The 12,252-nt window shown below is 73.1% G+C and carries 7 protein-coding genes; 3 read left to right on the top strand and 4 right to left on the bottom strand.

Annotated features, from left to right (window positions below; genetic code table 11):
• The first annotated feature begins 6 nt into the window (after window positions 1-6).
• On the top strand, window positions 7-3,816 hold the full coding sequence (locus ACVDFE_RS02960) for an nSTAND1 domain-containing NTPase (RefSeq protein WP_458429498.1): 3,810 nt from the start codon (window positions 7-9) through the stop codon (window positions 3,814-3,816).
• Here ACVDFE_RS02960 and ACVDFE_RS02965 read toward each other — a convergent pair.
• A complete protein-coding gene (locus ACVDFE_RS02965) occupies window positions 3,800-4,648 on the bottom strand; it encodes a glycosyltransferase family 4 protein (RefSeq protein ID WP_458429499.1) in 849 nt (282 codons plus the stop codon). The genes ACVDFE_RS02960 and ACVDFE_RS02965 overlap by 17 nt on opposite strands.
• Window positions 4,649-4,890: 242 nt before the next feature.
• Between ACVDFE_RS02965 and ACVDFE_RS02970 the strand changes: the two genes are divergently transcribed.
• On the top strand, window positions 4,891-5,388 hold the full coding sequence (locus tag ACVDFE_RS02970; protein ID WP_458429500.1) for a DUF2165 domain-containing protein: 498 nt from the start codon (window positions 4,891-4,893) through the stop codon (window positions 5,386-5,388).
• Here the strand turns inward: ACVDFE_RS02970 and ACVDFE_RS02975 are convergent.
• From ACVDFE_RS02975 to ACVDFE_RS02985, 3 genes are all read right to left on the bottom strand, one after another.
• A complete protein-coding gene (locus ACVDFE_RS02975; RefSeq protein ID WP_360385711.1) occupies window positions 5,363-7,357 on the bottom strand; it encodes a diguanylate cyclase domain-containing protein in 1,995 nt (664 codons plus the stop codon). The two genes, ACVDFE_RS02970 and ACVDFE_RS02975, sit on opposite strands and share 26 nt — an antisense overlap.
• A gap of 176 nt (window positions 7,358-7,533) precedes the next feature.
• Window positions 7,534-9,846: a LuxR C-terminal-related transcriptional regulator gene (locus tag ACVDFE_RS02980; RefSeq protein ID WP_458429501.1), complete on the bottom strand. Its 2,313-nt coding sequence runs from the start codon at window positions 9,844-9,846 to the stop codon at window positions 7,534-7,536.
• A 32-nt stretch (window positions 9,847-9,878) separates the two neighbouring features.
• Window positions 9,879-11,066 (bottom strand): Hsp70 family protein, encoded by a 1,188-nt coding sequence (locus ACVDFE_RS02985; RefSeq protein ID WP_458429502.1) that lies wholly within the window; start codon window positions 11,064-11,066, stop codon window positions 9,879-9,881.
• 224 nt (window positions 11,067-11,290) lie between these two features.
• Here ACVDFE_RS02985 and ACVDFE_RS02990 point away from each other — a divergent pair, with 224 nt between their 5' ends.
• A complete protein-coding gene (locus tag ACVDFE_RS02990) occupies window positions 11,291-12,214 on the top strand; it encodes an IniB N-terminal domain-containing protein (RefSeq protein WP_458429503.1) in 924 nt (307 codons plus the stop codon).
• Window positions 12,215-12,252: the final 38 nt, after the last annotated feature.

Raw genomic sequence — 12,252 nt, forward strand, 5'->3', positions numbered from 1 at the left:
GGGCGATTGGGACCCCGTGGCGTCTTCGCGGAGCGCTTCGCGCTGCTGTACGCGGAGGCAGGTGACCCGCCGCTGAAGCGGGTCACGGAGTCGGTGACCCGCGCCCGCCGGACGGACGAACAGGGCAGACCGGTCCGCGTGCCGGCGCAGCGGGTCAGCGACTGGCGGCGCGGGCGGAACGTGCCGGCGAGGTTCAGCGGGTTGAGCGCCGTGCTGGAGGTCCTCACCGGCGAGGCGCGCAAGCGCCGGCCGCAGCCCGCGGTCGACGGGCTCTACGACGTCGAGGTCTGGCGCACGCTCTGGGAGGAGGCGCTCGCCAGCCCGGTGGGTGACGCGGACACACCCCCTCAGGACGAAAACGCGGTGTGCCCTTACATGGGTCTCAGCGCATTCGGACCGCAGGACACGAATTGGTTCTTCGGACGGGAAAGAGCGACGAACGCACTTCTCGCCCGGATGAACGACAACGGTCTGACAATGCTCGTCGGCGCGTCGGGTGCCGGTAAGTCGAGCCTGATCAAAGCGGGCGTGCTGCCCCGCCTACGCAAAGAGGCGGTGGTGATTTCCCCCGGCACCGATCCGTTGAAGGAGCTCGCGCTCCAGCTGCCGGAACTGATAGCGGTGCTCGAAGCCGCCGCCGACTCGGACGCGCTGGTCGAGTTCGCGCAGGAGGTGCAGATCGCGGTCGGCGAGCGGGTGGTGGTCGTCGACCAGTTCGAGGAGGCGTTCACGCTCGGCGGCGACGCGAACCGGCTGCGGGTCTTCGTGCAAGCCCTGCACGCGGCCGCGCAGAAGACGGCGGTCGTGCTGGGCGTGCGGGCCGACTTCTACGCCCGCTGCCTCGACTTCCCCGAGCTCGCCGAGGCGCTGCAGAGCAACCAGATGGTGCTCGGCGCGATGTCGGCGGCCGAGGTGCGCGACGCGGTCACGAACCCGGCGAAGGCCGCAGGGTTGCAGCTCGAAGCGGGCCTGGTCGACCTCATGCTGCGCGACCTGGGCGCCCAGAACCGGCGCGGCAAGGACGCCTACGACGCGGGGGCGTTGCCGCTGCTCAGCCACGCCCTGCTGGTCACCTGGCAGCGCCGGCAGGCAGGCCGGCTCACGATCGCGGGCTACCGGGCGGCCGGCGGCATCCAGGGTGCCGTCGCCACGACGGCCGAACGGGCCTGGGCCGACCTCGACGACCCGGGCCAGCAGGCGGCGAAGCAGCTGCTCCTGCGCCTGGTCAGGGTCGGCGACGACACCCAGGACACCCGGCGCCGCTCCAGCCGCCACGGCCTGCTGGAGGCGAGCACGAACCTGCCGGCGACCGAACGCGCGCTGGAGGTGCTGGCCAGGGCCCGGCTGATCACGCTCGACGCCGGCAGCGTGGAGATCACGCACGAGGCGCTGCTGCACGCGTGGCCGCGGCTGCGCGGCTGGATCGACGAGGACCGCGCGGGCAACCTGACCCGGCAGCGGCTGGAGGAGGACGCGGCCACCTGGTCCGCGCACGACCGCGACTCGTCGATGCTCTACCGCGGGGCCCGGCTGGAGGGCGTGCGGCAGCAGCGGAACGTCACCGTGCTCGCCAGGGAGTTCGTGCGCACGTCGGAGCGCCAGCACCGCAAGAGCACCTGGCTGCGCCGCAGTGCCGTCGCGCTGGTGGCGGTGTTCGCGCTGATCGCGGCGGGTGCGGCGGTGATCAGCGTGCAGCAGCGCAACGACGCCCAGTACCGCCAGGTCGTGGCGGAGGCGGACCGGCTGGCGACGACGGACGTGTCGTTGTCGGCGCAGCTGCTGCTCGTGGCGCACCGGATGCGCCCGGACGACCAGGCGGTGGCCGCGAAGGTGCTCGCCACCCAGCAGGTGCCGCTCGCGGTGCCGGTGCTCGGGCACACCGGCGCGGTCTACCTGACGACGTTCAGCCCGGACGGCACGCTCCTCGCGACCGCGAGCTACGACCGCACCGCGCGGCTGTGGGACGTCCGGGACCGCAGCCGCCCACGGCAGGTCGCGGTCATCAGCGGGCACGAGGACTGGCTGAGCTCCGCGGTCTTCTCCCCCGACGGCAAGGTGCTCGCGACGACCGGCCAGGACGCGACGATCCGGCTCTGGGACGTGGCGGACCCCGGCTCGCCCCGGGCGCTCAAGACGATCGAGACCGGCAACGGCCCCACCTACCTGCTGGAGTTCAGCCCTGACGGCAGGCTGCTCGCGGCGGCGAACGAAGACCGGTCGGCGCGGCTGTGGGACGTGAGCAGTCCCGCGAACGCCAAACCCGTCGGGGAACCGCTGCGCGACCACAGCGCCGCGGTGCGCTCGCTCGCGTTCAGCCCGGACGGCAGGACGCTGGCCACCGCCGGCGACGACTCCACGATCCGGCTGTGGGACGTGGCCACCGGGACCAGGACCGGCAAGCCGCTGACCGGCCACCGCGACGGCATCCACTCGGTGGCGTTCAGCGGCGACGGGAAGCTCCTCGCGAGCGGCTCCGAGGACAAGACGGTGCGGCTGTGGGACCCGGCCACGCAGGAACCGGTCGGCCTGCCGCTCGCCGGGCACACCGAGGCCGTGTGGTCGGTGAAGTTCAGCCCCGCCGAGCCCGTGCTCGCCTCCGCGGGCGCCGACGCGACCGCGCGCCTGTGGAACATCAGCGACCCCGCGGTGCCGAACCCGCTCGGGCGCCCGCTCACCGGGCGCGGCGGGTCCCTGTTCGCCGTCGGGTTCAGCGGGGACGGCGCCACGCTCGCCACGGGGTCGCAGGAGAGCGGCGCGAACCTGTGGTCGTTGCCGCGCGAGTGGTTGCTCGGCCACACCGCGCGGGTGGGCGAGCCGTCGTTCCGCCCGGACGGCCGGCTCCTGGCGACCGGGTCCGCGGACAAGACGGTGCGGCTGTGGGACCTGTCCGACCAGCACCACCCGAAACCGGCGGGACCACCGCTGCTGGGCCACGAGCGCTCGGTCGGCCCTCCGGCGTTCCGGCCGGACGGGAAGGTGCTCGTGTCCGCGGCGGGCGACCAGACCGTGCGCCGGTGGGACGTGGCCGACCCGAGCCGCCCGCGGCCGTTGGGCGAACCGGTCCTGCTGCCGACCCGCTTCGCCACGGCCGCGCGGTTCGACCCGGCCGGGACGGTGCTGCTGACCAGCCAGGACGACAACTCGGTGCGGCTGTGGGACGCCGCGGACCCGGCGCACCCCGTGCCGCTGGGCGAACCGCTGACCGGGCACGACGCGTACGTCAACGGCATGGACTTCAGCCCCGACGGCCGCACGGTCGCCACGGCGAGCAGCGACCGGACGGTGCGGCTGTGGGACGTGAGCGACCCGACGCGGGCGCGGCTGATCGGCACGCCGATCCAGGACCCGCAGATCGTGCACAAGGCGGTCTTCACCGCGGACGGGGGCACGCTGATCACCGCGGGGCAGGACCGGGTGATCCGGTTCTACGACGTGCGCGACCGCGAGCACCCGCGGCTGGTGAGCGAGCTGCGGGGGCACACGGGCGTGATCACCACGATCTCGGTCAGCGCGGACGGCCGGCTGCTCGCGAGCAGCAGTGCGGACAAGTCGTTCCGGCTGTGGGACATCAGCGACCCGGCCAAGCCGTTCTTCACCGGTCAGCAGATCACCGGCGACTGGACGTCCGAGCCGTACGTGCGGTTCTCGACGCAGGGCCGGTTGCTGGCCACCGGCAACGCCGACGGCGTGGTGCGGCTGTGGGACCTCGACGTGCCGCACCAGGTCGACCGGATCTGCACGGCCACGCGCGGCGCGCTCACCCCCGCGGTGTGGCAGGAGAAGCTGCCGCAGATGGACTTCAGGGACCCGTGCTGAGCCGGACGGCGTCCTCCACCAGCCCCTCCAGCACGCGCGGCAGCTCGCGCAGGTCCAGATGTCGTTGCACTGCCGCGAAGTTGGCGTCGAGCACGGCGTCGGTGGCGGCGAGCAGACCGTCGAGGTCGGAGGGGTCGAACACGGTGAGGCCGAGCGCGCGGATCTCGTCCAGCACCGGATAAGGCCCTGCCACAACGGGTTTCCGCGCCGCCGCGGCCTCGCAGACGGGCAGCCCCCACCCCTCCCAGGTGGACGGCAGCAGCACGAGGTCGGCGGCAGCGTAGAGGTCGGCCTGGTTCGCGACGCGCCCGCGCAGCACACCCGGGAGCCGGTCCGCAGCAGGGCAGGGAGCGTCGTCGGTGAGCCAGTAGCGGACGTCCGGGCGGCGCGCGGACAGGCGCCGGACGAAGTCGACGGCACCGGGGATGTTCTTGGACGTGCCCTCGACGCGGGCCGGGTGCACCACGAGGTAGTCGCCGGGTGCGGCACCGAGGGCGGCGCGGGTGCCGTCGCGGTCGCCGTGCGCGAGGCCGGCGACGTCGACCCGGTTGTGCACCACCCTGGTGTGCACCGAGGGCCAGCGCGCGCGGAACTCCCGCTCTGTCAACGAGTTGATCAGCACGTGCAGGTGCGCGGGGTGGTGCAGCGGCACGACGTCACCGTCGACCGGCCGCAGCTGGACGCGCTGCCACGCCGGGTCGTGGTGGCGCAGGACCACCGGAACGCGGGCCGCGAGAGCGTGCTCTTCCCACGCCACCGAGGCTTCCGGTGCGCTCCACAGCGATCCGGCGTTGTCGAGCACCACCAGGTCGTGCGTCGCGCAGAGCTGCACGGATCAGGACGTGGTCGACGGGTGGCGGGTCACCGCCGGGCCGGTCGGCCCACAGGCCGCGGACGACGACCCCGGAACCCGAGGCGAAGTGACCGGCGGCGAGCGTGACGTCCCAGCCGAGCACCGCGAAGGCGTGCGCCCACTTCGCGGCTTCGACGCTGACTCCGTCGAACCCGCCCAGCCGGTGGGAGACGACACAAACACGGCTCACCGCCCGCACCCTATCGGTTACTGTCCGCGCCATGCGTTTACTTGCTCGGGTCGGCAGCTTGCGCGCGGTCGTCGCGGTGACCGTCGGGTTCATCGCGTTGAACATGGTCCTCGTCGTGATCGGCAACGTCACGGACTACGGCACGAACGAGGCGTTCGTGCAGCACGTGCTCGCGATGGACACCACGTTCGGCGAGGGGCTGAAGTGGCGGGCCATCACCAGTTCCGCCGTCGTGACGCTGGTCTACGTCGCGATCATCGTGTGGGAGGCGGTCTCGGCGCTCCTGCTGACCGCGGGCACCGTCGCGTACGCCCGCAACCGCGACGACAGCGCGCGCAGCTTCGCGTCGGCGGGCCTGCTGATGGTCGTGGCGCTGTTCCTGGGCGGGTTCATCACGGTCGGCGGCGAGTGGTTCGCGATGTGGCAGTCGAAGGACTGGAACGGCATCGGCGCCGCGCTGCGCATGGTGACCGTCGCGGGCTTCGCGCTGGTCCTCGTGCACCTCAGCCCGCGGCGGGCCAGCTCGTAACCGGTTCCCGGCAGAACACCGGGCCGACCCCCGCGTCGGCTCCCAGACCACTCCACCAGTCGCGCTGCTCGGCGTCCTCGACCGGGTCGACCACGACCAGCCCACCGGCCTCGTGCACGAACCCGATGACGTCGCTGAGCACGCGCGACACCAGCTCGTCCGATGTGCGGCTGCGGCCGGTCATCCGCACCGCCATCACGCCGAGCGAGCGGACGAGCTCGATCTCCGCGGTCGATCCCCCGAAGTCACGGGCGCCGATGTGGATTCCCATGTCCGACAACAGTTCCAGGTTGTCGGCGGCCTCGCTGTCCTGCGCGGCCAGCACGCGCACCGGGAAGCCGAGGAGCAACCGGCCGGCGGGCAGCCCGGTGTCCGCGAGCACCCGCCGCACGTCGCGCACGAGGTCCGGGCTGTTCGCGAGGCCCTCGGTCAGGCACACGGCGAGCACCTCGTCGTGCCCGCACGCCGCTTCCGCCGCCCTGCGCAACATCCACTCGCCCAGCGGCAGCATCAACCCGGTGTGCTCGGCCATCGACACGCACTTCTCGTGCGGGATCAGCCCGGCGTCGCGGTGCCGCCAGTGCAGCTCGGCCTCGACGCACACCCGTGCCGCGCCGTCGAGCCGCATGACCGGGGTGAACACGACGTCGATCTCGCCGCTCTCCCACGCGCCGGGCATGACGGCGGCGAGCGCGAACTCCTCCTGCTCCCGCTTGTCGAGCGTCGCGTCGTGCAGCCCCCACTGCCGGCGCCCGCTGCGCTTGGCCCTCCTGAGCGTCATGTCCGACGCCCGCAGCACCTCGGCCGGGTGGCCGCCGGGGTGCAGCCGCGGCAGCACGCCGATCGACGCCGACACCGCGACGCCGTGCCCGGTGAAGTAGACGGGTTCGGCCAGCTCGTGCTCGATCGTGCGGATGGTGCTGTCGACGTCCGGCGTGTCCGGCCCGTTCTCGACGAGCACGGCGAACTCGTCGCCCTCCAGCCGCGCCACCATGGCCTTCTCGCCCGCGAAGACGGCGCTCAGCCGTTCCGCGACGAGCTTGAGCACCCGGTCGCCGATCTCGCGCCCGAGCCCGTCGGTGATCACGGCGAACGCGTCGAGGTCGAGGTGGTAGAGCGTGACGCCGTGCTCCATGTCGCTGTGCAGCAACGACTCCAGCCGCGTCGTGAGGTACTGCCGGTTCGGCAGCCCGGTCAGCGCGTCGTGCAGCGACTGGTACTGCAACCGCCCGCCGAGCAACGTGAGCTGGCTGTCGTCGTCGATCATCACGACGTAGTGCCTCGGGGTGTCCTCCGCGTCCTTCTGCACGGTCGCCGCGAGCAGCACCCGGAAATGTTCGCCGTCGCGGTCGATGAGCCGCGGCCGTTCCTGGACCCGCCGCATCCGCCCGTACCGCAGGCCGGCCAGCGCGTTCTCGACCAACGGCAGGTCGGGCGGCGCGATGAGGTCGCCGAGCGTCATCCCGCCGACCTCCTCGCGCCGCAGGATCGTGCACAGCGCCTCGTTGGCCCGCTCCAGCCGCCCGTCGAGGCCGACGATCGCGATCCCCGTCGACGAGTGCGCGAAGATGTCCTCGAACCGCTCCTCGCTCGCCCGCAGGTCGAGCTGCGCGGCCCGGGTCGCGCGCAACATCGCCTGGCTGACGCTTTCCTGCTGCTCCAGCACGAACGCCTGCATCGCATCGGTGTACCCGGCGGACATCTCCCCGATGACCAACGCGCTCTTGTGCGCGTCCTCCGTCTCGTGCGCCACGAACCCGGCCAGCACCTCGACGGACCTGCGCAGGCTGTCCGCGCCGACGCAGTGCATCTCCACCAGCCGCGTGCCGACCCGCGCGGCGGTCTTCGCGTCCCCGGCGAGCGCTTCGGCGATCAGGTTCACCAGCTCGCGCAGCTCCTCCGCCAGCTTCGCGGAGGACAGGGGGATGTAGGAGGTCCGGCTGACCTCGCGGGCCCAGTCGCGCGCCACCTCGTCACGTCCCGGCGGGCGTGACGATCTCGCGTCGTCCTGGCTCGGCAAAATCGTTCCACCTGACCTGCTCGACGAGCAACGGTGCGGAAGCCTACCGCCAGCAAACCACATCGTCCCGACGCACGGCGGCGTTCGCCCCCTTCGGGCGAGGAACGACCTCGCGCGAGGTGCTTTCAGGAACCCACGATGTGCCGCAGCTGCGCTAGCAGGTCGCTGCGGCTCGTGCTCCCCAGCCGCTGCCGCATCCGCGCCATGTGGTGCTCGACGGTCTTGGCCGAGATGAACAACCGGTCCCCCACCTGCTTGTACGTCATCCCCTCCAGCACCAGCCCTGCGACCTCGCGCTCGCGTTCGCTCAGCTTCCCGGCGTCCTCGACCACGACGGGGGCGTCGGCCTCGGCGCGGCGGGCGGACACCGGGCGGCCCTGGAGCAGGCGGGCGCAGTCGAGGAGGCGGACCATCGCCTGGCGGTCGGAGGTGCGGATCGCCGCCTGACCGGCCAGGCGCGCGGCGTCCCACCACAGGCCGACGGCGTGCAGGCTGCGGGCGGCCTCTTCCACGCGGTCGGCGTCGACCTCGCCGGCCACGACGTCGAGCCAGCTCTCGGCCGCGGTGGAGATGATCGCGCAGTAGCGGCTGTGGTCGCGGGACGCCGCCAGCACCGCCGCGTGTTCCTCGGCGGAGGTGAGGTCGTCGTCGATGATCGCGGCGTGCAGCAGGCTCCAGCGCAGCTGCGTGGACCACAGGGGCGGGGTGCCGAGCGACTGGAGCAGTGCCAGGGCCTGGGACAGGTGCGGGGCGAGGCGGTCCTGGTCGCGCAGGCGGGCGGCGGCCGCGGCGAACTCGCCCAGCGGCAGCAGGGAGAACAGGTCGACGGGGTGGCGGAGCACGGCCTCGCAGGCCTGCTCCCAGGTGCGGCGCAGGGTGGCGAGGTCGCTGTTGCGGCGAGCCACGCCCACCTCCAGGGCCACGGCGAAGATCCAGTCGCGGGGCTCGAACGTGCCGCGGACGGACATCAGGGTCTCGCGGGCCACGGCGAGGTTGCCGCGCAGCATGTGCAGCCAGGCCTGCAGGAGCCGGTGGCGCACGGACATCAGGACGCCGCCGGTGCCGGCCTCCACGGCGCGGTCGAGGACGGACTCGGCGACGTTCGGCTCGCCGCAGTGCAGGGCGACCAGCGCGGCCAGCGACGCCGGGCTGTCGGGGAGCAGGACGGCGCCGCCCGCCGGTTCGAGCAGGGAGGATGCGCGGACCAAAGTGGACAGTGCGGCGGTCTCGGAGCCGGAGACGGACTGCCGGACGCCTTGCAGCATCAGGGATGCGGCGCCACCCAGGAGGGTCGGGGGCTGGGCGGGGGTGTCGTCGGACGGGGTGCCGGTGCCGAGGGCGCCGATGCCGGCGAACGCCGCGGCGTAGGGGGTGGCGGCCCAGCGGAACAGCTCGGTGCTGCGGGCCAGCTGGCCGCGGTGGGCCAGCGCGACGGCGGCCACCTCGGCCGCGGTGCGGCGGTGCGGGGAGTCGGGGGCGCTGATCACCTGGTCGGCCAGGCGCAGGGCGGAGTCGAGGTCGCCCGCCATCGCGGAGGCGGTGGCCCACTGGGCGGCCGTGTCGGAGGGGACGACACCGCCGCCGGTCGAGGCCTTGAACAGGCGCGCGGCCAGTGCCGGGTCAGAGGACAGGGCCTCGCGGGCGGCCGCGGCGAAGACCGGGCCGCCGATGCCGGTGTCGACCAGCGGGCGGACCAGGTCGAGGACCGGGCCACCGCGGTCGAACTGCAGCTGGGCGAGGCGCTGGCGGACGGCGATGCGGCGTTCGGTGCGGGTCAGGGCGCCGACCGCGCGCTGCGCCAGCGGCAGCAGGGTGCCGTCCTCGGCGAGCAGGCCGGTGGCGCGTGCGGCCTCGATGATGTCGCTGACCTCGTCGAAGTCCTTGTCCAGCAACGCCGACAGCAGGTCGAGGCGCTGGGCGGCACCGGCTTCCGCAGCCAGCAGGAACTTCTGCAGGTCCGGGTCGAGCCAGTCGAGGTCGCCGCGGAACGCCGACAGCACCTCGGCGGTGACCTCGGAGGCGGCACCGAGCCGTTCGACGTACGCGGGCACGCCGCCGGTCTGGGCGTGGACGAAGTCGACCACCGGCCGCGGGGCGTGCAGGAGCTCGCGGACCTGGTCCTTCGAGAACGGCGCCAACGGCACCACGACTGCGCCACGGGTCAGCTCGGCCAGCACGGCACGGCGCGGCCACGGCCGGTAAGCCAGCACCAGCAACGGTTCCGCGGCCAGCGCGCGCAACGCGGCGTCGTCCAGCAGATGGGCGTCGTCGACCACGCGGACCGCGGGGTTGCCGATCTCACCGAGGAACGCTGTCTTGCCGTGACCTCCGGGCGCCGCGACGACCACGCGCAGGCTTGTGCCCGGCGCGGCGTCGTTGATCCGGTCGAGGACACCCCTGGTGGAGTCGTCCAGCACCAGTCGGGCTCGCGTGGTCACGCTCAACGGCCATCCTCTTCTGTGGGGGGAAGTCAGTCGGAACGGGAGCCGGACCGGCGACCGGTCGGCTTCAGCACCCGCGTCACGCGCTTGGACCGCGGCGGCGGCAGCTCCAGCGGCGGGACGTCCACGGGCGGGCGCGGCGGCGGTGCGGTGAACTCCTCGTCGTCGGGCTTCTGGACCTCGCCGACCGGGAACCGCAGGGACGCCTCGCGGGTGTGCACGAGCACGGACGTGTCGCTCGGCTCCGGCTCGGCCTCGGGGCCGACGACCACGAGCCGCGCGGCGACGGCGGCACCCTTCGCGACCGAGTGCTCGGGGGCGGCCTCGGCGAGGACCCGGCAGTCGACCGTCGCGGACAGCGCGTCACCGATCACCGGTGTCCGCACCGCCCCACCGACCATCAGCACCGCTTCCGGCCGGTCCGCGCCGACCGCGCGCACGAACGTGCTGACCAGCTGGTCCACCGCGGGCCGCAGCTCCTCGGCGAACTCGTCGCGGGTCACCTCGGCGCCGGCCACCACGACCGCGGGCCCGAACGCCCGCTTCGCCGCCTCGCACTCCGCGGCTGACACGAACGCGTCCTTGCCGAGCCGGCCGCGCACCAGCGCCGCCAGCACGTCGTCGAAGTCGGCGCCGGCCGGGTGGTCGACGGCGTCGACGTGGTTGAGCAGCTCGAACGTCCTGCCCGGGGTGCGCCGCACGACCGAGGCGGAGAACGCGTGGCTGCCGAGCGAGAAGACCGCCAGGGTCGAGCCGGGCAGGACGCGGGCGAGCACGGCGTGGTTCTCCGCGGCCGCCAGCGGCTCCGGCACGAGCGTCACCTCGGGCAGCCCGACCTGCCGCAGGGCGGCGTGCAGCAGCCCCCGGCGATAGGGGCCCCACCCGGCCGGGTGAGTCACGGCCACGTGCCGGGGCTGTTCACCCTGTCGGGCGACGACCTCGCCGACGACCCACAGGACGAGCAACGCGGTCAGCTCCTCGGCCGGGACCACCTCGGGACCCAGCGAGAACGGCACCGCGTCACCGATCCGGCGGGCGAACCCGGAGGCGAGCCAGCCGCCGGGGTCGACGTCGCCGACCGAGAACGTCCCGGCGTCCGTGAGCTGCAGCAACGAGGGCACGACCAGGGCGATCTCGGCGTCCCGGCCGCCCTCGAGACGGCACGCGGCAGCCGTGGTGCGGGTGGTGCCCACATCGACTCCGAGTACGTACGACACGTCTCTTCCTCACCTGTTCGCAGCAGCGACCAGTACCTACACGGGTGAAGGAAGCACGCTCAAGCGATGCCCCTAACCCCTTAGGGGGTCAACGAGCGTCACCCCATCGGGGAACGGGGATTCACTGGGAGTTATCCCCGATGTTCGAGACGGGCCGGTTCTCCTACGTTCTGCGACAGCCAGCCGCCAGACCCCGACCCGTGCTTTCACCAGGAGATCCTTCGATGATGTCGTCGCCCGGCACGCTCCACGACTTCGTGCTCAACCTGCTCAGCGACCCGGCGCTGAAGGCCGCGTTCGCGGCGGACGCCCAGGGTTGCCTGGAGCAGGCCGGCCTGGCCGACATCACCGCCGTGGACGTCCAGGAGGTCATCCCGCTGGTCCTCGACCTGGTCCCGGACATCGACGGCCTGCCCGCTGTCGACGGTGTGGACCTGGACCTGCCGGCCGACGAGCTGCTCGCGGACGGTCCGCTCGGCGCCATCAGCCAGCTGCAGGCCGTCGCGTCTCAGCTGACCTCGTCGGGCCTGTCCCTCAGCGACATCCACACCTCGTCGGCCGGCGTGCTGGCCGCGGACGGCAACGGTCTCAACATCATCGCCGCCAACCGGACGCTCGGCGAGTACACCTCGACCAACATCGGCCTGGACGGCGACTTCTCCGCCGTCGGCGACGTGGCGAGCGTGCTCGACCAGACCACCTCCCCGCTCACCGGCTCCGTCCTCGACGTGGCCGACACCGGCGTCTCGACGATCGACTCGGCCGCGCTGGACACCGTCTCCTCGGTCGTCCCCGGCACCGACTCGGTGGTGGGCCACCTGGGCGGCGTGACCGGCCTGGCCGACGGCCTGCTCGGCACCGTCGGCGGCGGCGACGCGGGCCTCGGCAACGTGCTCGGCGTGTCCGGCCTCGACGACCTGTCGCACGGCGCGCTGAACGTCCACTCGACCGAGACCGTCGTCTCCGCGCAGGGCGTCGCGGGCAGCGTCGTCGGCACCGCCACCGGTGTCGCGCACAGCGCGACCGGCCTGGCCGGTGACACCGCGGGCGTCGGCAACGTGCTCGGCGGCGTCACCGACACCGTCGGCCAGGTCACCCACGGCGTGCCGGTCGTCGGCGACCTCGGCCTCGACGGCCTGCTCGGCTGATCTTCTCCCCCTCCCGCACGAGGAACCGGCCCTGTCCC

It is taken from the genome of Lentzea chajnantorensis (assembly GCF_054300775.1).